Source organism: Tolypothrix tenuis PCC 7101 (assembly GCF_963874875.1).
Lineage (GTDB): Bacteria > Cyanobacteriota > Cyanobacteriia > Cyanobacteriales > Nostocaceae > Aulosira > Aulosira tenue.
In genome coordinates, this window is sequence record NZ_CAWNJS010000001.1 from 3959020 (window position 1) to 3985150 (window position 26131).

The following is a 26131-nucleotide window of genomic DNA, read 5'->3' on the forward strand; positions in this document are numbered from 1 at the left end:
GGGTAAGTGATTGAAAACACCCATAACCTACAAAATTCAATTTCTCAATTATTAAGAAAGCAAAAGCAGATATTGCTTTCTCAAAATGCCCTTTTGCTTTCTCCTTTGATGATATTTAGTAAGCAAAAGCAGATATTGCTTTCTCAAAATGCGCTTTTGCTTTCTCCTTTGATGATATTTAGTAAGCAAAAGCAAATATTGCTTTCTCAAAATATCCGTTTGCTTTCTCATTTCAGTATATTCAGCAAGTAAAAGCAGATATTGCTTTCTCAAAATATCCGTTTGCTTTCTCATTTCGGTATATTCAGCAAGTAAAAGCAGATATTGCTTTCTCAAAATGTCCTTTTGCTTTCTCATTTCGGTATATTCAGCAAGTAAAAGCAGATATTGCTTTCTCCTTTGTGTCAGTGCATCACCGAACACCATCATCACTGTGTAGCCAAAGCTATTAGAGATTTGCTAAAAGTACGTTAGCCGTTCGCGCTAGCGTTGGGTAGCAAAGAGAAGGCTTTTGCGGAGCGATCGCTCTTAATTTATATGCTAACTTTTATTATTGTTTTGGCTTTTGGTTTGTCTGTAATACTGAAAATTTAATGTTTCCGGCTTTCAAAATTCTAAGTGTTTTGTTATACTATTACTCAACATTACAGTACCTCGAAAACTGAATATAACGTTTCCTGGTGAAAGTTAAAGTATTGGCTTTTACCTTTCACACGCAAATTTTTAGCGGGGGTATGCCAATGCTGGAAACCCTTATTCTTTCGTTGACCCCCGCGAATCGCTTACTGAGTAAGGCTTTAAGATGCTTGGCGTGGTGGCTTATTGTCAGTAAAGTATGCTTATTGATAGTAAAATTAGACCCCCCGCTAAAATGACACTTTCAAACCCAGTCATAGCAAGTGTTCTAAAAGGGTAGGGTTTTCAATTCATCACCCCTCACGGGGATGGAAACCTCGAGATATTATAGGGGTTAATAAAATTCCTATAACCCGTTTTCAATTCATCACCCCTCACGGGGATGGAAACCATACTTATAGGGATAGGGGGGAGGCATTCGCCATATGTGTCAACTTAAGCTTAAAGCTATATACGGCGAGTGTTGTACAAATACCTCGCGCCCTCATCCCCTAACCCCTTCTCCCGCAGGAGAAGGGGAACTAAATTTCTTGCTCCCCTCTCCTGGTGGGCTACGGTGTACACACAAATCGGAGTTATTTTGAGATCCGGGTTTTACCCCCCTTAATCCCCCCTTGCCAAGGGGGGAAACAAGAAAATCTAGTTCCCTCCCCTTTCCAAGGGGAGGGTTAGGGTGGGGTAATTCGAGGAATGGTAGTGATGCGATAACTTGTGTGTACACCGTAGCCTGGTGGGAGAGGGGCTGGGGGTGAGGGCAGAACCTTGTCGCCAAGCAGGTTTCACGTTAAGTTGACACCAATGGGCATTCGCTTCCCTCGTTTTCAATTCATCACCCCTCAAGGGGATGGAAAGTTGTTAGGGATTCCATTTAACGTAGCAGTTACTATGCACATTATCCTGTCTGCTTTGTAACTTCTTTGTCACCCTGTCGAGTATTTGATATAAAAAAATGAAGTATTCAAATTTGAACACTTCCTAAAAAGCATTGAGATATTTGGTATAGCTACTTCCGTGGTACTGATGATTGCAAGGACTCACATATATATCTGTCCTAATATTGCTCGGTTAAGAGATTTGAATTCAAAATTGGTTTTGGGGAAAAGGTTAAAGGTTAAGGGTTAAAGGTTTTTTCTTTCCCTTGAACCATTCCCCTTTCCCCCTTAACCCACAATTATTGATATCTGTCGTTACTTTTCTTTATTTGTACTTGAGCGAATAGCTTTATCTAAATCTCGCAGTAATTCTTCTTCTGCGTCTCGTTCTTGCTTGAGTTCGCGAACCATTTCTTGACTGGAGCCAATTAGCAAACCAGCAGCGCCACCGATAATGGCGTATTTTGCCGCCAAATCCTTATAAATTGGGCTTGTATAGGGGGAAGGAAGTAAATAGGCAATAATAAAACCTATTCCTGCGCCTAATAGTGCAGTGACAATTCCAGAGAAAGCGATCAGTTTGGCGTTCATTTGCTTTGCTCCGATACTTAAAACCCCTGTTATATCTTGTTTGGTTAAAGACTCATCATAAAGACTATGGGGAGCAAGGGGAAACAGAGAAACTCTGTTTTTGCACAGATGCCCGTATCATGATTAATTAACCAGACTTGATATGAAATTATTGGGGTACACTTTCATTGTCTCAGTGTATTTCTCAGTCGGATCTGAATCTTTAAAATTTTTTAATCAGCTGATATGGGTTTAGAGTTAGGTGTGTTAAGTACGGAGTCGGCATAATAGAAATTTGCGATCGCTCTTGGCTAGGATTTCAATATCATCTAGCTGGGGTTAAGCTTATTAGTGATTGATTTGTGACTGATTAAAGAAGCCAGAAGAATTGGGGGATTCTCCCCCAAACCCCCGATTGGGTGACGGTTGCGTCCCCCAAACCCCCTCCAAAATGATTGTTCGGTTTTTTGTTGAGTAAGTAGTTTTTTGGGTTTGTTAAGCTAAACCACATCTAATTTGCACAATCTGAAATTGTATTGTCAACTTAAGGTGAAACCCCCTTGGTTGCAAGGTTTCGCCCTCACCCCCAGCCCCTCTCCCTGTGGGAGAGGGGAGCAAGAGATTTAATTCCCCTTCTCCCGGGGGAGAAGGGGTTAGGGGATGAGGGCGCGAGGTATTTGTACAACGCCTGCCCAATATATGCAAGTTAAATATGGAATAGCTGATCAATTAATTTTCTTCACTGAACTGTATTTTAATATCACCAGTCACAAGAGCGATCGCAAACCATGTTTTGAGCCAATTAGAATTTTCTCCCTCTGCTTTCAATGCTTGTGGGTTAAGGGGGAAAGGGGAATGGGAAATGGGAAAGAAAAACCTTTAACCCTTAACCCTTAACCTTTTCCCCAAAACCAATTTTGAATTCAAATCGCTTAACTGAGCAGTATTGCTCTGCTCCCATTTACCTGGAATCACCGGAACCGCGCTCATCACTACTTCCTACCGCAGCCGCTACTTGTTCCTCTTGTATATCAGAGTTAGGCGATTTGGTTTGATGAGCAGGTTTGCGTTTTAAGAAGCGTTCTTCTAAATTCTTGATGATCACATACAAAACTGGCACAATTAGCAAACTTAAGACGGTTGATACTAGTAATCCCCCAAATAATGCTGTTCCTAATGACCAACGGGAGGCGGAACCTGCACCGGAGGCGACGACGAGAGGGAAGAATCCCAGCAATGAGGCGCTGGAAGTCATGACAATTGGTCGAAATCGCTCTTGGGCGGCTGTTAAGGCTGCTTGGGTAATTGTCATTCCTTGCTCAAAGGCTTGGTTGGCAAACTCGACAATTAAAATGGCGTTTTTGGAGGCGAGTCCGATCAACATTACTAAGGCGACGTTGGCGTAGACATCGTTTACCAAACCGCGCAATGATAGCGCACTCAACGCCCCTAACAAGGCTAAGGGTACGGTTAACAGAATAATTGCTGGGTCAACATAACTTTCATATTGAGCAGCTAAGGTGAGAAAGACCATAATAATCCCGAAGCCGAAAATTAGAATCCCCAAGTTACCTGCGGATAACTCTTCCCTGGCGGTTCCTGTCCAATCGCTACCTACGCCTGGTAATGCGGTGGCGGTTACTGTTTGCTGCATTGATTGGATTGCTTGTCCGCTACTGTAACCCTGCGCTTCTCTACCTTGGATACTGATGGAACGGAAGCCGTTGTAATGAGAGATCACAGATGGCCCTGTAATGGGTGTGAGTTTGGCTACTTCACTCAAGCGCACCATTTGATTGTTTGCCGATCGCACATAAAGTTGATTAATATCATCAGGCGATCGCCTATAGTTGCCCTCAGCTTGTACATAAACGCGATAGCTCTGCTGTCCCAAGGTAAAATCATTGACATACTGGGAACCGATGGCTGCGCCTAAGGTGTTGATAGCTTGTTGAAAATCAACATTGAGTGCTTCTAGGCGATTGCGATCGAAGTCGATTTGAAACTGGGGTGTACTGGCGGTAAACTGCGTAAACACACCACCAGCTAGGGATGGTTGCTGGTTGGCTTGAGCAATCACCGCTTGGGCGTTGGCGAAGAAGTCATCTATTGTTAATCTGCCATTGGTGCGGTCTTCTAGTTGTAATTCAAATCCCCCCAAGGTACTAAAACCTTGAATTGGTGGGGGATTGACTGCGGTGATAATTGCTTCTGGGATGGTTTGAAATGCGCCATTAATTCGCTTTAAAATTGCTGAGGCGCTTTGGTTTGGGTTGGTGCGTTCCTCCCAAGGTTTCAGTTTGGCAAAGAAGACACCGCGATTTGAGCCGCTACCAGCAAAACCAAATCCGGAAGTTGCAAAAACATTCTCAACTTCTGGTTCTTTTTGCAGAACTTGTTCAAGTTTGGTAATTACCTGATCTGTATAGTTGAGGGCGACTCCATCGGGGCCTTGAATAATCCCTAAGACAATACCCTGGTCTTCATTAGGTACAAATCCGGTGGGGACATGGGTGAACATAAAATAAGTCCCAAATAATCCCACCACAAACAAGGCGACGACAGCATAACGCAGGCGAATTAAAAAACGGACGATCGCCAGAAATCTATCGATAATCCATGCCAAAATCTGATTGAATTTGGTAAAAAACCAGCCCAAGGGGCCACGTTTGGGTTGCGGTGGACGCAGCAGAATTGCTGCCATACTGGGACTGAAGGAAAGGGCGTTAAAGGTGGAAATGGCGATGGAGAAGGCAATGACTAAGGCGAACTGCTGATACATTTTCCCGGTAGAACCTGGGAAAAATGCCACCGGAATAAACACCGCCATCAATACCAGCGATGTTGCAACTACCGCCCCTGTTAGTTCTTCCATTGCTTCAAAGGAAGCTTGCAGGGGCCTAACTCCCTGTTCAATTTTACGAGCGATCGCTTCCACAACGATAATCGCGTCATCCACAACTAACCCTGTGGCTAAGATTAAGCCAAATAAAGTTAAATTGTTGAGGGAAAATTTGAATATGTAAGCAAATGCTAATGCGCCAACTAGGGAAACCGGAATTGCCACGATGGGAATAATTGTGGCGCGCCAGTCTTGGAGAAACAGAAAAATCACCAAGACAACCAGAAAAATTGCTTCCGCCAGAGTTTTCACTACTTCTTCTAGAGAAGCTTGCACAAACCCCACAGTATCGTAAACTACTTTGGTTTTTAATCCGGGTGGAAACTCTTTGCTTAACTCCTCCATCTGCGCTTCAATGTTTTTCGCCACATCTAGCGCATTACTTCCCGGCGACTGATAAATTGCTAGCCCAATCGCAGGTTTACCGTTATTTCTAGCATTACTGGCGTAAGTCTCCGAGCCGAGTTCCGCACGTCCCACATCTCGGAGTTTTATTAAATCTCCATTACTCCCCGCTTTAATTACCAGGTTCTCAAACTCCGACGCATTTTGAAACTGACCATTTACCCGCAGGGGAATTTCATAGCTTTGACCTGGGGGTATGGGTGCTTGTCCGATAGTTCCAGCCCCAGCGAGAATATTTTGCGATCGCAGTGCTGTGGCTACATCTGCTACGGTTAACTGACGACTCGCCAAGGCATTGGGATCGAGCCACAACCGCATGGCATAGCGTTTTTCACCAAAAATCGTCAAATCACCGACTCCTGGCGTTCGCAGCAGTTGATCGCGTAAATTTAGGTCAATATAGTTACTAATAAATAGCGGATCGTACTCGTTATTTTCGGCATAGAATGTATACACCAACAAAATACTTGTGGAAGCCGTTTGTGCTGTCACGCCAAGTTGCTGCACGCTGGTTGGTAAGCGGGGTGTCGCCCTGGCGATGCGATTTTGGACGTTAACCTGAGCAATATTTTTATCAGTTTCTGCACCGAAATATACTGAAATTTGACTGCTGCCGGCAGAACTGTTCGAGGTCATGTATTGCATACCCTCGACACCGTTAATTTGCCGCTCTAGGGTTGTAGTAACGGCACTTTCAACGGTGGCAACATCTGCCCCTGTATAGTTCGCTGATACCTGAACCCGAATTGGGGCAATATCTGGCAGATAATTAAGCGGTAGTAGCGGAATACACAGGCACCCCAAAAGCAGAATCACTAGGGTACAAACGGTAGTTAATACCGGGCGTTTGATAAAATTGTTCGCGATCGACACGCTCAAGTCTCCTGGATTTAGGATTGGGGTTGAATGGGTGTGCCTTCTCTCAGTTTGAGAATGCCAGAGGTAACAATTGTTTCGCCTGGTTTAAGTCCTTCCAGAACTTGATAATTCGTTCCTTGAATATCACCAAGACGTACTAAACGCTGATGCACAATTTGCTGTGGCTTGTCGTTAACAGTTGTGTTTTCTGTGACAAAGACAAAACTTTGTCCACCAATCCGAGAAATAGCAACAGTGGGAATTAATATCCCTGGTTGGCGATTCCAAATAATCCGCGCCTGCACATATTGCCCATCGCGCAATCTTCCTGGGGAATTATTAAAACGTGCCTTGCTTAAAATTGATTGTTGATTAGAACTAACTGTAGGAGAAATATAGTTAATTGCCCCCGTACCAATTACTTGCTGCGTCGTTGGCTCGACTAACTGCACAGGTAAACCAACTCGCAGTTGCTTCAAGCGATTGGAAGGTACAGAGAGATTTAAATCCAGGGCATCATTTTGAATAATTGTGGTGATAGTTTGCCCAGTGGAGACATAATCCCCAATTTTTACAGGAAATTCACCGACTATGCCATTAATCGGTGATACTACACGTTTAAGATTCACATTTACTTGCGCCGCCGCCGTACCCGCTTGGGCTTGGCGAATATTCGCCTGGGCTTGCCTAATGCCAGCATTAGCAGCAGCAACTTCCTTATCTGCGGCTTGTAAATCTGCGATCGCAGCTTGTACATTATTCCTGGCAATATCTAACTGCTGTGTTGCCAATGCTCCTTCACTGACTAATTGTTGGGTGCGGTTCAATTGGGTTTGCTGGAGCTGAAGATTTGCTGCTACCTTCGTACGCTGTGCCTGGGCTTGTTGTAGCTGTGCTTGGGCTGTTTTTAACCCTGCTTGGGCAGCATTAGCGGCGGCGATGGAACTGGCAACATTCGCCTGAGTCTGATCCAAACTCAAAGATGCGATTGGTGTTCCCTTCTGCACCCTTTGCCCGCTAGATACGAGAATATTTTCAATTCGCCCCTGAATTTGCGGTTGTAGCGTCACTTTTTGCTGTGCTTCTAAGGCTCCCACAAAATTTGTACTTTCTTCAGTTGTGCTAGTGCCAACTTGCTGAACTTTCACTGGTAATGCTGCATTTTTAGCACCTGCGGCGGGAGCAGATTGAGTGGGAGCAGCTGCACGCTGATTACCAAAACGAGAAAACACAGTCATCCCGCCAATAGCTAAGACTATACCCAGCCCTAACCCTACCAGCAGCCCTTGCTGTCCTGAAAGCCTTCTGAAAGCGGAATTATTGATTTTAGGATTAGGAGTTTCCATTAGTGCAACCTTCCACTACCCAAGCAAAATTAATTAGATGTAATCGGTAACTGACAGCGTTGTTCAGATAAATGACGTACACAGGTAGGGGCACGGCATTACACAGTGGTGTCAACTTAAGGTGAAACCCGCTTGGTTGCAAGGTTTCGCCCTCACCCCCAGCCCCTCTCCCACAGGGAGAGGGGAGCAAGAGATTTAGTTCCCCTTCTCCAGGGGGAGAAGGGGTTAGGGGATGAGGGCGCGAGGTATTTGTACAACGCCCGCCCTATGTAGCTTTTAGCGTAAGTTGACACCGATGGGCATTGCAGTGCCCTTACAATTATCTGTACTTCGCCAACTTGACAATCTGCTGTATTTATTAACTAGTTATTCATCGTCAAATTTATGTGAATTTGCTGGGGTTCAGCTCCCCGACTTCTTGAAGTCGGGGAGCTCGCAGCCCAACATTATTAACGCAACAGCCTTTTAAAGCGGAACAATTAATTATTAGCTGATCTAAATAATTAATCCTCCCACCTGAGTAGGAAAATATTCACCTCAACTCTCAATACTTGTCGGTTAAGGGGAAAAGGGGCAAGAAAAAATCTTTAACCCTTAGCCTTTCTCCTGCGGAGACGCTACGCGAACACCTTTTCCCTAAACCAAATTAAGAGTTTAAAATCCTTAACCGAGCAGTATTGCCTCAACTCTGGACAACAGAATTCGCTTTTGTACTCCCAATCAGTGCATCCATACTCCAAACATCTGACGAGCCTGCAAAAGCCTTCAATCTTGGCTTGTAATCACTGGTGAGACTTGATTCCAACTACCAGAGAACACATATGTTTCTAAAGGTTTGCGGCTGCGTAACGCTAACTCTCGTTGCTGTAACCTTTCTGAGAGAGTTTGTGGATCGCCAAGATAACCAAGGGCGATCGCAGCTACAGGCTCATAACCATCTGGAATGCTGTATACTTCTTTGGCTTTAGCTACATCAAATCCCGCCATTTGGTGAATAAATAGCCCTAATGCCATTGCTTGGATTGCTAAAGTAGTCGTCGCTGCGCCAACATCATGAAAAGCGTGCCGATTTTCTGCACCGTTGCGCTCAAAGTTAAGTTTGGCTACAGAAATCATCAGAACAGGGGCATTTTTCGCCCATTCTTGATTTCCTTCTGCAAGGCAATCTAATAAACGTTGAAATTCTGTTGGATTATCTTTAGTAGCAACAATAAAATTCCACGGCTGCTCATTGTAAGAAGATGCTGCCCATCCTGCTGCTTCTAAAACTATGCATAGTTTATCTGTTTCCACTGGTTCCTCAGAAAAAGCCAAAGGACTCCACCGTTCCCGCAGCAATTCTTCAACTGGATATAGAGTATCAGCAGTTTTGTTAGTCATGAGCAGCTCTTTTCGGGTAGCAATATTCATTAGAACTTTACCTCAAACTTTTATGCGCGCAGCAATCTATTAATAGTGTGAGTCACAGCTAGCTAAAAAAACTCCACCCTGAAGGGGATGGAGTTTAAAAATAGGCATTGGGCATGGGGCATTGGTAATTTATTCTCCCCCTGCCCAATACTACTTGGTTAAGCGTTTTGAACTCAAAATAGCTTTTGGGAAAAAGGTAAAAGGTGAAAGGTTGTTTCTTTCCCATTCCCCTTTTTTCCTTTAACCGAAAATATTGGAAGTCCCTTACACGCCTTGATAGGGTGATAGGGCTAAAGTTTTTGTTTCTTCATCCAGGAGAAAGCGATCGCAAATTTTAAATAGTTCTACCTCAGTTTGTGCTTGACGCATCAACCGCAGGAAAAGCCCTTCTGTATCTACGCTTAAAGCAATGTAATTCAGGAACATTTTCAGGTAGCCCACCCGCGCCCGCTCTGGTATATTGGGTGCTTCTGGGGTTTGCCATAAACGCTCAATATAGTTGCGTACTTCTATTAATGGCATGGGTGCGATCGCTTCTCCTCGTAAAGCTTGACGAATTTGATTAAACAACCAAGGATTCCCAATCGCCCAGCGTCCCACCATCACACCTGCTGCGCCCGTTTGAGCAAGTACTTCTAGAGCTTTTTGCGCTGAGTAAATATTACCGTTAGCAAGCACTGGGCAATTTACCCACCTTACAGCTTCCGCAATCAAATCATATTTGACTGGGCCGTGGTACATATCTTTGACTGTGCGACCATGCAAACTCAGTAAATCAATGCTGTGGCGATTTATCAAATCTAGAATCTTGTAAAAAGTATCTGTATTTTCAAAGCCTACACGCATCTTGACAGTTAAAGGGCGATCGCTGACGGCTTGTCGTAATTCTCCCAAAATCCGATCCACTTTTTCTGGCGTGAGCAGCAATCCACCCCCAACTTGCTTGCGATAGATTCTTGGTGCTGGACAGCCCATATTCAAGTCAACGCCAGCAATATTATATTTGCAGAGTTCTTTTGCTGTTCTGACCAAGTCTGGAATGCTTTCGCCAATCATTTGAGCAAAAACGGGTCGGCCTGTGTCGTTTTCGGTAATTGCTGCCAAAATGCTACGATTTAGCCGTGAAGTCTCATTAACGCGAAAATACTCGGTAAAGAAATAGTCAGGGCTGCCGTATTGGGCAATGACTTTCATAAACCACAGGTTTGTCACATCCTGCATGGGTGCAAGCGCAGTGAGAGGTAAGCCTGTTTGCAGCGATTGAGGGAGCGATACCTGGGACGACATAGAAGATGAAGAGCATTCGACAAAGCATAACTCTATCAAAAAATCGTTGCTGCGGTTCTAGCTATTGTGAGGGACTTTCAAGTTGTATAGACAGAAGGCGGGGAACGGGGAAAAGAAAAAGTTGTGTTGAGTCCAGAAGTTAGAATAAATTATTTTTTGGAGCTTCCTGAGAACTATCCTCTATTTATGAAGGGAAAAGCAACAGTTATCAAGAACTATATTTGATTTTTGAAACACAATTACGTATGTAAATTCTAAGATTCTATATACAGTAGATGGCAACCAAATATCGGAAAAACTAGGGATTAAATATAAAAATATATGCTTCTCTCTCCTGCCTACTGCAATCTACCTAAAATCAAGCCAATTCGTACATCATAAAATTGAAAAATACTGGATCAAACACGCTGCTTTATGCGCTTCTCTCTACCAAGTAAAAAAACTAGATAAAAACGCTTTTTAAAAAAGGGAATGGACAGCCGCATATCAACAGCATGGTTTCTGCTCACCCGATTTTCAAATACCCTTTTTAGCTCTGCTAATTGCACAGGAGTAAAAGTAGCTGCTGTTTGAGGAGGAATACGGGCGAAAAACTTTTGTACAAATGGATCGGGTTGTGAATTAGGTTTAGTCAAACGGTTTTTTGGCATATTACTTTCCTGGTAATAATCAATTAAGCAATTCGTAATTCGTAATTACAGTTAGATTTCATGGTTTTATTAGAAATCGGGACTGTGTTGATAATCCCAACACTTACCATCACTCCAAGTTCTATTTGTGTTTTCACATTCTGATTGGTCGGAAATCCAAGGAATTGAAGTTGGATAATAAGCCTTGGATTTGGCAGTGCGATAAGACAAAGCAAAAGAAAATATAGTATAGCTAGAAGCAGAGATAATTCCGAGAATTGCTATGAGAAACAAAATATTTTTAATAGTCCAAAAAGGATATAACCCTTTTTCATAGCGTAAACGCTTTTGAGAACGGCGTTCTGAACCTCCTAGTAATACCAGATAAAATCTTAATCCGGGAATTGGTACTGAAACTCTAATGTCTAAAGAATGACGATTCCAAGAACTTGAGCCAAGACCCCTTTGTATAGCTGCTAATTGCTCTGTTGTAAAGGAATTTGCTACTTGGGGGTCAATTTCAGCGAAAAGCTGCTCAAAATTAGGATCTATATACTGAATATTTTTCATAGTTACGGTGTTGGAATATACATAGTTATTACATAAGTCCTTTCTTTCATTCCGGACAGATGCTTCGCTTCATCAGGAACATAATCAGGCTTTAAAAATACTTCACATAAGTAGAGCGATGTGATTAAAGATAGCTGGAGAGGGCTGTCATTAGTCATTAGTCATTAGTCATTGGTCATTGGTAAGTAATGGTTTCAAGACGCGATTAATCGCGTCTGTACAACTCAGCACGCTTCAAGTTCTATCGCAGGATAGATAAACACATACACCCACTGAAAGATAATCACTGTTAGCAAATGCTATAAAATCAGCGAATTTCTTCAGTTTTCAGTTCCTAATCGAACTCTTCTAAGAGCAGTTGGCTACAAAATTGAGAATCGTTGTGACGATAGTTACATTGAATCTTAATGTATTGACCGGAAGAGGCAGGGGGGAAGGGAACAGGGAGCAGGGGGGAGCAAGCCCTTCCTCCCTGGGTGGAGCGGAGCAGAACATGGGTATCAAGCCCCGCCCTTCCAGGGCGTTCTTGCTGGGGCGGAATACAAGCTCCGTCTCGGTTTCCCCCCTAGCCCCCTGCCCCCTGCCCCTTTTCCTCTTTTTGACGCTTAAGCAACTTCACACCAGAGCAAGAAATTGAACGATGTACCAGAGATTAACCCTCAGAAGTAGAGTCAGATACTACTAGAGCAGTACTTTCCAGAAACGGAGTTAAGTGTTTGATGACTGAGGCAGATTCACAATTTCTCAAAGGCGATCGCAGCAGGTGGAAGGTATTGCTCACCAAACTGTTACACTATGGCGTTGCCTTATTATCAGTTGCCTTAGCACTGGGGATCAACCTGAAGTTAAGTCCGTATCTGGATGCAACGCCAACTCCACTATTTTTCGTCGCAGTCATGGTAAGTGCGTGGTATGGAGGTTTAGGGCCAGGACTATTAGCAACTGCTGTGTCTACGGTAGTAATTCATTACTTCTTTGTTCAGCCTATCTACTCATGGAGTGTTTCTAATTCCGCCACTTTGGTGCAAATGAGCGTTTTTATCATGGCAGCTTTACTGATTAGTTCGCTGAACGAAGCACAAAGAGCAGCAAAAAGAAAGGCTGAGGCGAATTTGCAAGCATTAAGGCGAAGTGAGGCAAGGTTTGGTTGTTTGGCAGAGTCCAACATTATTGGGATTATTGTAGCGGATTTAAACGGCCCCATCCTGGAAGCAAACGATATATTTCTGCAAATGGTGGGCTACACCCAAGAGGAGTTAAGGTCTGGTCGAATGCGTTGGCGGGAGATGACTCCCCCAGAATACCTTGAAGCGAGCGATCGCGCTGTGGAGGAGCTGCTTGCAACTGGAGCCTGTACGCCTTTTGAGAAGGAGTATATTCGTAAGGATGGTTCTCGGCTTCCGATACTGCATGGTGCTGTGATGTCGGGAGAAAATACCGTTGTCGGTTTTGTGCTTGATATTACTAACCGCAAACAGGTAGAAGAAAAACTACAACGCACGAACCAGACGCTACAAACTCTTATTGATCTCTGTCCAGTTGCCATTGCTTTTCTTGATCCCCAAGGGATTGTCAAGTTGTGGAATCGTGCCGCCGAGCAAATTTATGGTTGGAGCGCAGAGGAAGTAATTGGGCAATTTATGCCCACTGTTCCCCATCGCCAACAAGAATTTCTAGCCAGTATTCAAACAGTATTGAGTGGGCGATCGCTCCATGCAATTGAAGTTCAGCATCAGCGCCAAGACGGGCAAATGATCGATGTGGAGATTTGGTCTAATTTAGCCCATGATGCTGAGGGAAATCCTGGTTGCTTGGGTATCGGTTGGGACATCACCCATCGCAAGCAAGTAGAATCGGCACTCCGCCAAAGTGAGGCTAGATACCAGGTGCTAGTTAGTAATATGCCAGGAATGGTTTATCGCTATACTCCCTGTACCGATGGTTCAGCGGCTTTTACTTATATTAGTTCCGGCGCACGGGAATTGGTGGAATTGTCACCAGAGACAATTGTTCAGGATGCAAATGCTTTTTTCCGCTTAATTCATCCTGATGACTGGCCATCCTTTACAGATTCTGTGGCGATCGCTATTGCTAATTCACTACCTTGGGAATGGGAAGGACGGCTGATTACACCATCGGGACAACTGAAGTGGGTTCAGGGCCGTTCTCGTCCTGAGCAAACTGAATATGGTAAAGCTTGGGATGGTCTATTTTTTGATATTACCGATCGCAAACGCGATGAAGCAGCTTTACGCCGCAGTGAAGAACGCCTCCGCGTCAGTCAAGAAATTTCCCTTGATGCTTTTACTATTTTAGATAGCGTGCGCGATCAAACCGGAGGAATCAGGGATTTTGTTTGGACTTATGTCAATCCCAAAGCAGCCGAAATTCTTAAGCATCCTGTGGAAGAACTGCTAGGAGCATATTTGCTGGAAGTGCTTCCTGGTAATCAATTTAATGCCGAGTTGTTTCAACGCTATGTCCAGGTTGTAGAAACGGGCAAAGCCCACGACATTGAATTATTCTACAATGCCGACGGGATTACGGGATGGTTCCGGAATATGGCAGCGAAGCTAGGAGATGGAGTAGCTATCTCGTTTGGCGATATTACTAGACGTAAGCAAACGGAGACAGCGCTGCGCGAAAGTGAAGAACGTTTGCGATTGGCTTTAACAGCCACCAATCAGGGACTTTTCGACCTCAATGTGCAAACAGGTAATGGTGTAGTTAGCCCAGAATATGCCCAGATGCTAGGTTACGAGCCAGAAAAATTTCAGGAAACCAACGCTCAATGGCGCGATCGCGTGCATCCCGATGACTTAGCATCAACTTATCAAGCCTATGAAGATTATATTGCTGGCAAAATAGATATTTATCGTGCCGAGTTCAGACTGCGAACAAAATCAGGTGCTTGGAAATGGATTCTTTCCATAGGTAAAATTGTCTCCTGGGATAGCCAGGGTAAACCTTTGCGAATGTTGGGAACCCATACTGACATTACCGAGCGTAAACTTGCAGAAGCAGAGCGAGAACGACTACTAGCACGGGAACAAGCAGCCAGAGCAGAAGCAGAAACCGCCAACCGCATCAAAGATGAATTTTTAGCGGTGTTATCCCATGAATTGCGATCGCCTCTCAATCCCATTCTCGGTTGGTCACAGCTACTCCTGGCAGGTAAACTAGATACCAAAACCAGCCAACGCGCGATCGCAACTATTGAACGCAACGCCAAACTGCAAACCCAACTAATTGACGATTTACTCGATGTCTCCCGGATTCTACGCGGTAAACTGGCTTTGCAAATTTCTCCAGTCAATATAGTGACAATTGTGGAATCTGCTTTAGAAACCGTGCGCCTAGCAGCAGAGGCAAAACAGATTCAAATTCAAACAGTTTTCACAGATGATACCTTACAAGTATCTGGAGATAGGGCAAGACTACAACAAATAGTCTGGAATTTGCTGACTAATGCCGTTAAATTTACATCAGAAAATGGACAAGTTGAAATTTTTGTAGAGCAAATTGGCAACCATGCCCAAATTCAGGTAAAAGATAATGGTAAAGGTATCAGTCCAGAGTTTTTACCTTACGTTTTTGATTATTTTCGCCAAGAAGATAGCAAAACCACCCGCAGATTTGGCGGATTGGGTTTAGGTTTAGCGATAGTTCGTCATTTAACTGAACTGCATGGCGGAACCATTTATGTAGATAGCCCCGGAGTTGAACAAGGAGCAACCTTTACAATTCAACTACCCCTAATATCTAGTTCCGTTGCTATTAATCAGGATGGTGAACTATCGCCACAAGTTTTCAGTTTAAAAGATATCAAAGTTTTAGTCGTTGACGATGAGCAAGATGCCCGTGAATTTGTCGCTTTTTTATTAGAGCAGGAAATGGCAACAGTCGTCATGGCAGCTTCTGGAAATGAAGCTTTAACAGCTTTAACCCAATTTCAACCCAACATCATTCTCAGCGACATCGGAATGCCAGATATGGATGGCTATATGTTGATGCAAAAAGTGAGAGCCCTACCACCAGAACAAGGCGGATTAATTAAAGCGATCGCTCTCACAGCTTATGCAGGAGAATACAACCAAAAACAAGCTCTCAAAGTCGGCTTTCAAAAGCATATTGCCAAACCAGTAGAGCCAGATATTTTAATTAAAGCTATTTGTGAAATGATTAGGGTATAGGGCATTGGTAACATAGTTCACGTAGTAGACTGACACAGCCCACTACATTAATTTAATCTGAGACAAAAATCATCCCATCCATCAGCAATGCTGATTATTTAAATATTTTTTGTAAGTCTAAAGCTAAATATTTAGAAAATTTTATAAATAGTAATTTACTTAATATAACAATATGTTGAATTTATTAACTAAAACAAATAGTGCTTAATTCTCAAAACATTTGTGGTCTTACAGCTTGATGTAAAACTTGCTGCAAGACCACTATAAATGAAATCTCAACGAGATTAACCAGTAATGGAGATGACCCTAAATTTAACATGCTCACCAATTCACGAGAATACCCAGAGAATCAATTTTTGATTATTTTTTCCTATCTCCCTGGCTCTTCATCATCAATAAATTTGATGAGTTGGATAATTTCCAGCAAACTTTTCCAAAAACCTAGTCTTGGCTGTTCTTGATCTGGTTCTTCATTGAGTTTTGGTAGTTCAGGGTTTTCGAGCCTTTGATTCTGAAAAACGAGATTACTATTACTCATTTCTTCATTAGCAAAATTCTCTTTGAGATGTGTTTTCAAGCCTTTATCTTGAATATTCACTATATTTCACCTCTTCTCTTCTATAGTTTTAGTCTACCGTTTTATGACATTAAAATTTATTGTTTTTTGATTATATTTTCCACGTAAGTGCTAAACATCTTCCCGTAGTTGGAGCGTAAAGCTCAATAGCCATCCCTAATGAGTTCTAAATGAGACAAAGAAGAATCAGCAATTCTCCAATCCCAGTTTTTCAAATCTTGTCTCTGATATGGGAATACTAGCTATGTAATTATCAAAACACATACCTGGTTGTGAATTATACCAATCTTCTAAAATTCAGCAACAGATTCAAACTCACAAACTCTTGTTGTATGTGAGGTTCCTAATTTTGAATTGGTATTACCTGTACTTGGGAAGGCAAATACTTACGCAGGATCAAAATGGTAAAAGATATCAAAAAGCAGAATGCAAGCACAGTTAAGGCTTTCCCATTACAGATGGTTCTGATTGTTCCATTTGTACTGCAAATTTTCGCCGCAGTCGGTTTGGTAGGCTATCTATCATTTAAAAATGGACAGAAAGCAGTGCAAGAGTTGGCAGATCAATTAATGGATCGAACCAATAGCATAGTTGAGCAGCACCTCAATTCTTATCTAGCTATTCCCCACAAGGTTAACCAAATTAATGCTGATGCTATTGCAATGGGGTTATTGGATGTGCGCGATCGCCAAACCCTGAGCAAGTATTTTTGGAAACTTATGCAAGCTTACGACCTCAGCTATATCGGTATCGGGTTGACAACAGGTGAAGGAGCCGGAGCCGCCCGTTACGATGGAAAAACAGTCACCATTGATGATTGGGGAGCTAAGTTACCGAACAACGGCAAAAACTATAGTATCGACAAGCTAGGTAATCGCACTAATATTAATAGCAATTTTGATTACAACAATTTTAATGAAAGTTGGTACAAAGAACCAATCAAAGCAGGTAAACCTATCTGGTCGCGCATTTACAGTTGGAATGGGGCTAGCGAGCCATATATTACTGCTGCTACAGGTCGCCCCATCTACGATGCTCAAAACCGATTGCTAGGAATGGTTGGTGCAGACATTCACCTGTTGAAACTCAGTGAATTTTTGCGGCGTTTGGATGTTAGCCGTTCGGGACAGGTTTTCATTATGGAACGGAATGGAATGTTGATTGCCAACTCCAGCAATTATCAACCATTCACCGAAGTCAATCATCAAATTAAACGCTTGCAAGCTACTGACAGCCCAGACCCTGTAATCAGAGAAATTGCCAAACAAATTCAGCAAACAGGGCATAGGTTTGATGCGATTAATGAACCTAAAAAATGGGAACTGGAATGGCAAGGAGAACGTAATTTTGTCTATGTTAACCCTTGGCGCGATCAATATGGATTAGATTGGTTGGTGGTGGTGAGTGTACCAGAAAGAGTCTTTATGACTAGCATTAATGCCAACAACCAATCTACCATCGCGCTTTGTGTAGGGGCATTAGCTGCAGCAGTTTTCATCGGTTATTTCACCTCAGCTTGGATTACTCAGCCGATTTTACGGATGAAATTAGCCAGTCAGGCGATCGCATCTGGTAGATTAGACCAAAAATTTGCCACCAGCAATATTCAGGAACTGAATATTCTGGCCCAATCCTTTAATTACATGGCCGAACAATTAAGCGAATCTTTTACCGCATTAGCAGCTAGTAAAGCAGAACTAGAAGACCGAGTAGAAGAACGTACGGCTGAACTGAAAACAGCCTTAACACAATTGCAACTCACCCAAGCCCAAGTCATTCAAGGAGAAAAAATGTCTAGTTTGGGTCAGTTAGTAGCAGGTGTAGCCCATGAAATTAATAATCCAGTGAACTTTATTCACGGCAATATTACCCACCTAAACGAATATACTCGAGATTTACTGAGGATGATTCACCTCTACCAAGAACGTCATCCGGAAGACGATCCAGAAATCCAAGCCCTGGCGGAAGAAATCGATTTAGAGTTTTTGACCGAAGATATGCAGAAAATGCTATCTTCCATGAAAATGGGAACCGATCGCATTCGCAGCATTGTGCTATCACTACGAAACTTTTCTCGCATAGATGAAGCGGAATTTAAAGCCGTGAATATTCATGATGGAATTGAAAGTACATTGTTAATTCTGCAACATCGTCTCAAAGACAAGCCAGAACATCCAGCAATTGCAGTTATTCGCGACTATGGCGACCTACCGCTTGTAGAATGCTATCCTGGGCAACTCAATCAAGTTTTTATGAATATTTTGGTGAACGCCATTGATGCTTTAGAGGAAGTCAACAGCAAGCACACCCAAGAAGAGAATCAGCAAAACCCCAGCCAAATTACCATCCGCACTTCTGTTAGCAATACTCAATGGGTAGAAATTGCGATCGCAGATAATGGCCCGGGAATACCAGAACAGGTAAAAAACCGCATTTTTGACCCCTTCTTTACCACCAAAGCTGTAGGTAAAGGCACAGGTATGGGCATGGCCATCAGCTATCAAATTATTAAAGAAAAGCATAGTGGTAAATTAGAATGTTTCTCAACCTTTGGTCAAGGAACAGAGATGAGAATACAAATACCAATTCAACAAAACATTGTCAATTAAATAGAAAAGTGCCAATAATTAAAGGTTTAAGGAAATACTTGGCTGTATATAAATTTCTTCACGCCTCACAAGATGTATTTATACTGCAATACAGTGCAGTTAAGCTCATTAGCGATTGATTTGTCACTGATTCAAGAAGCCATCTCAATTGCAATACTTGTCGGTTAAGGACAAAAGGGGAAGGGGAAAAGGGGTCAGAAAAAACTTTTAACCCTTACCTTTTCACCTTTTCACCAAACCAAATTCCGAGTTGAAAATCCTTAACCGAGCAGTATTGAGAGCAATTGGGGGATTCTCCCCCAAACCCCCGATTGGGTGACGGTTGCGTCCCCCAAACCCCCTCCAAAATAATTCTTCTGTTTTTTGTTGAGTGACTAGTACCGCCGTGAATTCCAAATTAATACAGAATAAGCGTTTTGTTGATTTTGTAGACGCAAAGTGGTTTACCGTAGGGTATGGTCTATTTATTTACGCCTTGCGGTACTAGGTTTTTAGTTTTGTGATCAATTAATTTTCTTAACTGAACTGTATTTATTGATAGGTCTATTATCTTGATACCAAGTGTTAGTCACGTTGATTTTTATGAGATGATTGTCATCAGTTAACTTGACATTGTATATAGTAATTTTTTTAATTTCTAAATTAATTAAATTTCCTTTTCCAAAACGGATTTGTAGAAGCTCATCTTTTTCTAAACGTTACAAATTACTCAACAACCAAGGCACAACATCTTCTACATTACTTACTTGTTCACCTGGCGGTATAGCTGGACGCTTTACCATCACAACTTGGATACCAAGTTCTCGCGCCGCAATAATTTTGGCATAAGTGGCATCACCACCACTATTTTTGCTAACAATGGTATCAATTTTGTGTTGAATGAGAATTTCTCGTTCATTATCTAAAGCAAAAGGGCCGCGATCGCACAATACTAAACCTGGTGGAGTCAATGCATCAGGGCTAGGCGGATCGATTACCCGCATCAAAAACCAAATCCCTTCTAGGTGTGCAAAAGCGCTGAGTTCTTGTCTACCAACAGTCAAAAATACTCGCTGTGCTTGATTTGATAGTGCTGCGGCTGCATCGATAATGCTATCAACTTCAATCCAGCGATCGCCATTTACCTTTTCCCAAGCAGGACGATTGAACAGCAACCGGGGGATACTAACCTCAGCCGTAGCCGCCGCCGCATTCCAAGAAATTTGACTAGCAAAGGGATGAGTAGCATCTATGACAAAATCAATACTCATCTCTTGCAAATAACTAACTAATCCCGCCACACCACCAAACCCGCCAATTCGCACATTACCAGATGGAATTGACGGTTGACGAGTACGACCCGCTAAAGATGCGATCGCCTCAACTCCTGGGATAGTAGCAACTCTTGCAGCTATTTCCGCTGCATCTCCCGTCCCACCTAAAATTAAAACTTTGGCATTTGTCATTTGTCATTTGGTCATGGGTAATGGGTAATTGGGTGTTTGGTGTTTGGTGTTTGGTATTGTCCAGTGGTGTCAACTTAACGTGAAACCCTCTTGGTTGCAAGGTTTCGCCCTCACCCCCAGCCCCTCTCCCACCAGGCTATCCATTACCCGGATCTTTCTCAACAAAACTACAATTTACTTAAAAATAGCTAGAAAGCTGAGTAGGTATAGTTTTGTCATGGGAAGTAAAAACGGGTAATGGAAGATGGAAAAGTGGGCATCAGAAGAATTGAGACAAGCAGACTTAGGAGATGCAAGAAGAAATAAACGTTTAATAAGGATAGTGGAAGATTTAGCAGCACAACCTAGTGCGAGCATACCGCAAGCTTGTGGAAATGTAGCAGCAACCACAGCAGCGTATGATTTTTGGAATTCACCATACTTTGAAGCAGATGATATTAGGAATGCCCATATCAAAAGTACAGTCTCTAGAATCAAAGAACATGAGACAGTGTTGATGATTCAGGATACAACAAATATAGATTTGACAAAACATCCAGCGACAAGAGGAATTGGTTATCTAGATCATAGAAAAAGCTTGGGATTAAAAGTACATACAGCGTTTGCAGCCAGTACAAACGGAGTACCACTGGGAATCATTAATCAACAAGTTTGGACAAGAGATATAGAAGATTTAGGAATAGCGAAAAAACGCCGTCAACGACAAATACAAGAAAAAGAAAGTCAAAGATGGTTAGATGGATTAGAGAGAACACAAGAGTTTGTGCCCACAGAAACAACAGTTGTCACTATGGGAGATTCCGAAGCTGATATATTTGACTTATTTCGGAAACAACGCCCGAGAAATTCACATTTACTCATCCGGGGAACCCACAATAGAAAAGTCAATCACACAGCCAAGTATTTACATCAAGCAATCCGTGCTACCTCAGTAGGGGGAACATTATTAGTAGAAGTAAAACGTAATCCAGAAGCGGCAGCTAGAACTGCAAAACTAATCATTAAATATGCAACATTTGAAGTAGATGTACCACGGCATCACATAGCACGTTCACAACTTAAACCAGTAAAATTACAGGTGATTTTAGCAGAAGAAGAAAATCCACCAGTAGGTGTTAGCCCGATTAGTTGGCTATTATTAACGACCCTAGAAATTAAGAATTTTTCCGCCGCCATACGTTGCGTCAAATGGTATACCTATCGTTGGTTAATTGAACGCTACCACTATGCTTTAAAAAGCGGTTGTCAAATCGAAGAATTACAACTCGAAACTGCAAAGCGAATCAATATGGCATTAGCTACATATTCAATTGTCGCTTGGCGTTTATTATGGCTCACTTACGAAGCCAGACATAATCCAGATATTAGTTGTGAAACTGTTTTAGAGATATTTGAATGGCAGTCGTTATGCGTACATTTTACTAAAAATCCGATTCCACCTCAAAAGCCACCAACTCTTAGAGAAGCTGTACGTATGATTGCCACTCTCGGTGGTTTTTTAGGGCGCAAAAGCGATGGCGAACCTGGAGTTAAGACTATTTGGCGTGGATTGCGACGATTACATGATATCGCTGCTACTTGGAAATTAGCCCGGCTAACCCACTAGCCAAATCAACAAAATCCGCAAGGGTATGTCAACAACAATCCATATGGATACATATTTTTCTCACTCTGTCAACCACAGCTAAGAATCCTCAACGTGAAATTACTCCTATAAATGGCTTTCAGCTTTGTTAAGAAAGATGTGACTAATGGATAGCCCACCAGGAGAGGGGAGCAAGAGATTCAATTCCCCTTCTCCTGTGGGAGAAGGGGTTAGGGGATGAGGGCGCGAGGTATTTGTACAACGCCCGCCCTATATAGCTTTTAGCTTAAGTTGACACAAATGGGTATTGTCCCCCCTCATCACCCTCATCCCCCTCATCACCCTCATCTACCCAGTCCCCAATCCCTAGTCCCCAGTACCCAATCTCCTCATCTCCCAATCGGGGGAATCTTCGCCAAAATCCCCTTTTTCAAGGCTGTTGGGCGTTCTGACCAAGGTAGTAAACCATCAGGCTTGCTGTAGTATTGACTAGCGCATTCCAACACAGCAGATGCACAATCATCCACAGCCAAATCACCAAACAGATATGTAGTTTTACCTTGTGCAGCCAAGGCGACAACGCAGGAACGGTTACAAGCACTCATGCATTCCACTTGCTGAATGGGAAACTGATCTCGCAACTCCCAATCTTGTGCCAGAAATTCCAGTTTTTGTAATAGTTTTTCCCCACCACTTTCGCCTACGCGTTTCCCATCTTGCCAAACACTGGCACAGGTTTTGCAAACAAAGAGAGTATGGGAAGACTCACCCAAATTACTAGTCGCAGAAATATTCACAGCAGTCATCTGTACCTCGCAGATGTGAGAACAAAACAATCAACATTGGTGGGCGTTCTGACTTACACAATTGAGAAATTTCGACTACTAATCTCAAATTGCTTCACAGTTGCGGGACAGTGCCGGATTTACACCGAACTTTCCCCGTTACCTCTGATGGCTGATCCCCACCAGAACCAAGTGACCTGTTCGATCATACACAACTCTGCGTCCCTGTGTGTTCACTCTTTGAAAGTGCTGAGTGCTGAGTTCTGTAAAGCCCTGCGGACATAGCTTTAGCCCATACATCAATACCATTCAGTTAAGAAAATTGATTGACCACAAAAACAAAAAACTAGTTACTCAACAAAAAACCGAAAAATTATTTTGGAGGGGGTTTGGGGGACGCAACCGTCACCCAATCGGGGGTTTGGGGGAGAATCCCCCAATTCTGCTGGCTTGTTTAACAAGTAATAAACGCTAATGATCTTAACCCAAGCCTATTTGCCCATACTGTTCATAGGGACTGTAAAAACATAAAAAAATCCCACGCCTTCAAGACTTGGGAATTTAGGTTTTATATTCAATTCAGGCATTAAAATCTTAAACCTACACCACCTTGCAAAGAAAAAGCAGTACCACCACCATTGCGGTAAGCATCAAAAGCGATAATTGCGTTACCAAAAAGTACAGTGTTGCTATTAGGAACGGTGTAATCAATTCCTGGTTGCAAAGCAAAGCTAATCTTATTCCCCACCGGAGATGGATCGTCACCACTAGCTAACGCCAATCCTGCACCCAAATAGGCATCAGTTTGCCAGTTAATGGGGACATCGTAAGAAACCGTAGGCACAATTGCTGTACCATGACCAATCAAAGCTTGGGCACGAAAAGAAATCGGTGATTCCAAAAGCTTATAACGAAAAGCCACCACCCCGCCAATTTGAGCCCCATCGCTCAGTCCCACAGAAGGGCCAACACCAACATAACTACCATAAGCAACTTGAGCTTGTGCTGGTTGAATGCTTGTAGCCATATTTAACAGCGAACTAGCCCCCAGAACTACAACCAAAGACCGGAGATGCTTCATTGCCCGTTTCCTCACACCATCTGAAATTGTAATGGTTCCTTTTAATACCTATGTTATCGCTGATGTTGGGCATTAGGCATGGGGCATTGGGTAATGGGTAATTGGTAATTGGTAATTGGCATTTTTTATTTCTCCCTCATCCCCAATCCCCATTACCCCTTATCCCCAGAGGGGGCCCCGAGTTCCCCAATCACCAGTCCCCAATCCCCAACCCTACGGACAACGAGGATGAATCCCGCCTTGAGTACAAATGTAAGCAAGCTGTTTGGAATCTAGGTTTTTAGCTTGAGAAAAATCAACTCCTTGCACTACAGCGGAAACGGAACCTTTAGATGGTGTTTGGACAAATTCATCTGCTGGGTCTTGTTTGCTGGGTGAAAGAACTGCATTCTTAAAATCAGCGCCAGCAACGTTTGCTCCCCGTAAATCAACAAGGCTCAAATCAGCATTTTGCAAGTTGGCGTTTTCCATTTGAGCAGAACGCAAAACTGCACCAGTCATCCGAGTAGCACTTAAGTTCGCATTGCTAAGATTAACACGTTCTAAATCAGCACCAGATAAATCTGAGCCTTGCCAATCGGTTTTGGTTAAGTTGGCATAGGACAACTGAGTGCCTATAGCTACTACACGACCTAAACGAGCTGCATATAAATCAGCTTCGTTTAATTTGGCATCACCTAAATCTGCTCCAGTTAAGCTGGCATTTTCTAATACTGCACCACGCAAATCGGCTCCCACTAGCTGGGCACTGCTGAGGTTAGCATTAATTAAACGGGCATCAGCTAAATTAGCTCTGTTGAGAGTGGCGCGGCTCAAATCGCTACGGTTCAACATTACACGGCTGAGATTAGCATCGGTGAGATTGGCTTGCTTCATCTGCACCTGAGTTAAATCAGCAATGACATCGTCGTAGGTGTCCCAACGACCATCTTCACCCACACTGCGAAAACGACTGCCTTTAAAGCTAGCTTGATTGAGGTTGGCAGATTTGAATTTAATTCCAGATAAATCAACGTTTTCTAAGACTAAGTTGAACGAGGAATTTTCTCCAGAACCGACGACACCTAATTGGCTGCGACTCAAATCAATGCCGTTGCTTTGACCACTGTAAACAGCGAGAATTTTGTTGATGGCTTTTTGATTGAGTTGTAATCTCTGGATTGCATTAGTACCTGCAGCCCCCATTTCCCCAGCAATAATTTGATTTTGAGTTTTTAGCTCAGGTAAAGCTTTAATCCCAATATTTGCCAAAGCTTGTTGTATTGTATCCACTAGCATAGGGTTGGTTTCTTTAACTAGTAGATCTGCTAAAAATTTAATTGCTTGGGGATCGTTGAGAGTACCCATAGCTACAATTGCACTGCGGCGTTCTTCAACAGTAGCAAATGAGCTAGAGTTCAGCTGTTTTACGAGTTCTAGAAACTGTTGTCCGTTGATTTGCTGCGATTTACGCTGTGTTTCTTGAGTTTGGATGTAGACTTGAGTGCCCACTAAAGTGGTTAACACGGCTACCATACTCACCAGTGTGACACCCATCAATGTGAGATTAGGATTACGCCGAATCAGTGCCACGAGGGGATGTGCTGGTGTATTGTCTGATGCTGTGGCTCCTTCTTGATCGTCCGCCAATGACTCAGCATCACTGCTGACAGCGGCTTGACTTTCGCGGCTAGCATCTGAGAAGGAAGCTGGTAAAGGGCGAGTAGCATCTACTGTATAAGTACCTGCCAAAATATCATGTATTGCCCGCCGCCCATTTTTTGCAGGTAAGCCAATTCCTTCAGAGGCGATCGCTAATAAGGCCAAAACTGCGAAAATTCCTAAGTTAGGAAAAGCTAAACTGTAGCGCCACAGCAGATAGGCTACAGATAACGGTACAGTCCAACGCCCTAATCCTTCGCGGATGACAACTGCGCCAAAACCCGGCGCTTTTCCTTGCTCGTTCACCACTTTAATCCCAAATCGACGTTTGGGAATGGTGCTACCTGTTTTTGCGAGTAGAAAGAACTGCCATGTCGAAAGTGTCACAGGCCCTAATAAAGCCAGGCTCCACAAAATATTAGTTGGCCAAGCTACGTTACGAATACCATAGCTCACAGGTAAAGCCAAAGGTCTAGCGATCGCTCTTTCTGTTACCACTAAAACAGGATTCAGAGGTACACGGTTCAAATCACTTCTGGAATTGGCATACACTCCCAAGCCGAAGGGAACCAAACCACTGGCAACCACCAGCGTCATTTCTGTCGCCCAAGCTGCAAAGCGCTTGCTTAATAATGGCAGTGAACTCGATTTTTCTGGGTCTTTTGACCTACTAGATTGATTATTACTTCTCCTAACAATTGGGGTCGCCATCGTATAATTCCCTTTAACT

16 protein-coding genes and 1 riboswitch are annotated in these 26131 nt (G+C 43.1%); of the genes, 3 read left to right on the forward strand and 13 right to left on the reverse strand.

The window, feature by feature from the left end; genetic code table 11:
* Positions 1 to 51: 51 nt before the first annotated feature.
* The 8 genes from AACU25_RS16150 to AACU25_RS16185 all read right to left on the reverse strand — a co-directional run bounded on the left by AACU25_RS16150 (position 52) and on the right by AACU25_RS16185 (position 11485).
* The gene (locus tag AACU25_RS16150; RefSeq protein ID WP_190445695.1) at positions 52 to 429 is read right to left on the reverse strand and encodes a hypothetical protein; all 378 of its coding nucleotides are present in this window, start codon (positions 427 to 429) and stop codon (positions 52 to 54) included.
* A 1394-nt stretch (positions 430 to 1823) separates the two neighbouring features.
* On the reverse strand, positions 1824 to 2099 hold the full coding sequence (locus tag AACU25_RS16155; RefSeq protein ID WP_096577250.1) for a hypothetical protein: 276 nt from the start codon (positions 2097 to 2099) through the stop codon (positions 1824 to 1826).
* Positions 2100 to 3039: 940 nt separating this feature from the next.
* A complete protein-coding gene (locus AACU25_RS16160) occupies positions 3040 to 6264 on the reverse strand; it encodes an efflux RND transporter permease subunit (protein WP_096577254.1) in 3225 nt (1074 codons plus the stop codon).
* 11 nt (positions 6265 to 6275) lie between these two features.
* On the reverse strand, positions 6276 to 7589 hold the full coding sequence (locus tag AACU25_RS16165) for an efflux RND transporter periplasmic adaptor subunit (protein ID WP_321206907.1): 1314 nt from the start codon (positions 7587 to 7589) through the stop codon (positions 6276 to 6278).
* A 765-nt stretch (positions 7590 to 8354) separates the two neighbouring features.
* Positions 8355 to 8969, reverse strand: a complete 615-nt coding sequence (locus AACU25_RS16170; RefSeq protein WP_096583817.1) for a nitroreductase family protein — start codon at positions 8967 to 8969, stop codon at positions 8355 to 8357.
* Positions 8970 to 9263: 294 nt separating this feature from the next.
* Entirely contained in the window at positions 9264 to 10286 is a 1023-nt protein-coding gene (locus AACU25_RS16175) for a tRNA-dihydrouridine synthase family protein (protein WP_096577256.1), read from the reverse strand.
* A 398-nt stretch (positions 10287 to 10684) separates the two neighbouring features.
* Complete coding sequence (locus AACU25_RS16180; protein ID WP_096577258.1) at positions 10685 to 10936, reverse strand: hypothetical protein; 252 nt, start codon at positions 10934 to 10936, stop codon at positions 10685 to 10687.
* Positions 10937 to 11005: 69 nt separating this feature from the next.
* Complete coding sequence (locus tag AACU25_RS16185; RefSeq protein ID WP_096577260.1) at positions 11006 to 11485, reverse strand: hypothetical protein; 480 nt, start codon at positions 11483 to 11485, stop codon at positions 11006 to 11008.
* 719 nt (positions 11486 to 12204) lie between these two features.
* Here AACU25_RS16185 and AACU25_RS16190 point away from each other — a divergent pair.
* The gene (locus tag AACU25_RS16190) at positions 12205 to 15678 is read left to right on the forward strand and encodes a PAS domain S-box protein (protein ID WP_096577262.1); all 3474 of its coding nucleotides are present in this window, start codon (positions 12205 to 12207) and stop codon (positions 15676 to 15678) included.
* Positions 15679 to 16048: 370 nt separating this feature from the next.
* On the opposite strand, the gene AACU25_RS16195 is transcribed toward AACU25_RS16190, so the two are convergent.
* Entirely contained in the window at positions 16049 to 16276 is a 228-nt protein-coding gene (locus AACU25_RS16195) for a hypothetical protein (protein WP_096577264.1), read from the reverse strand.
* 380 nt (positions 16277 to 16656) lie between these two features.
* On the opposite strand from AACU25_RS16195, the gene AACU25_RS16200 reads away from it, so the two are divergent.
* Positions 16657 to 18864, forward strand: coding sequence for a sensor histidine kinase (locus AACU25_RS16200; protein ID WP_199347533.1), 2208 nt, complete (start codon positions 16657 to 16659; stop codon positions 18862 to 18864).
* Between the two features lie 698 nt (positions 18865 to 19562).
* Here the strand turns inward: AACU25_RS16200 and AACU25_RS16205 are convergent.
* The gene (locus AACU25_RS16205) at positions 19563 to 20309 is read right to left on the reverse strand and encodes a cobalt-precorrin-6A reductase (RefSeq protein ID WP_096577266.1); all 747 of its coding nucleotides are present in this window, start codon (positions 20307 to 20309) and stop codon (positions 19563 to 19565) included.
* Positions 20310 to 20553: 244 nt separating this feature from the next.
* Here AACU25_RS16205 and AACU25_RS16210 point away from each other — a divergent pair, with 244 nt between their 5' ends.
* The gene (locus AACU25_RS16210; RefSeq protein WP_096573981.1) at positions 20554 to 21915 is read left to right on the forward strand and encodes an IS4 family transposase; all 1362 of its coding nucleotides are present in this window, start codon (positions 20554 to 20556) and stop codon (positions 21913 to 21915) included.
* A 368-nt stretch (positions 21916 to 22283) separates the two neighbouring features.
* Here AACU25_RS16210 and AACU25_RS16215 read toward each other — a convergent pair whose 3' ends face one another.
* From AACU25_RS16215 to AACU25_RS16225, 3 genes are all read right to left on the reverse strand, one after another.
* Positions 22284 to 22700 carry a DUF1636 domain-containing protein gene (locus AACU25_RS16215; RefSeq protein ID WP_096577268.1) on the reverse strand — a complete coding sequence of 139 codons (417 nt, stop codon included), beginning with the start codon at positions 22698 to 22700 and terminating at the stop codon, positions 22284 to 22286.
* Positions 22701 to 22721: 21 nt separating this feature from the next.
* Positions 22722 to 22885, reverse strand: a riboswitch (cobalamin riboswitch).
* A gap of 380 nt (positions 22886 to 23265) precedes the next feature.
* Positions 23266 to 23760 (reverse strand): hypothetical protein, encoded by a 495-nt coding sequence (locus AACU25_RS16220; RefSeq protein WP_096577270.1) that lies wholly within the window; start codon positions 23758 to 23760, stop codon positions 23266 to 23268.
* A 213-nt stretch (positions 23761 to 23973) separates the two neighbouring features.
* Entirely contained in the window at positions 23974 to 26112 is a 2139-nt protein-coding gene (locus AACU25_RS16225; protein WP_096577272.1) for a pentapeptide repeat-containing protein, read from the reverse strand.
* Between the last annotated feature and the right edge of the window lie 19 nt (positions 26113 to 26131).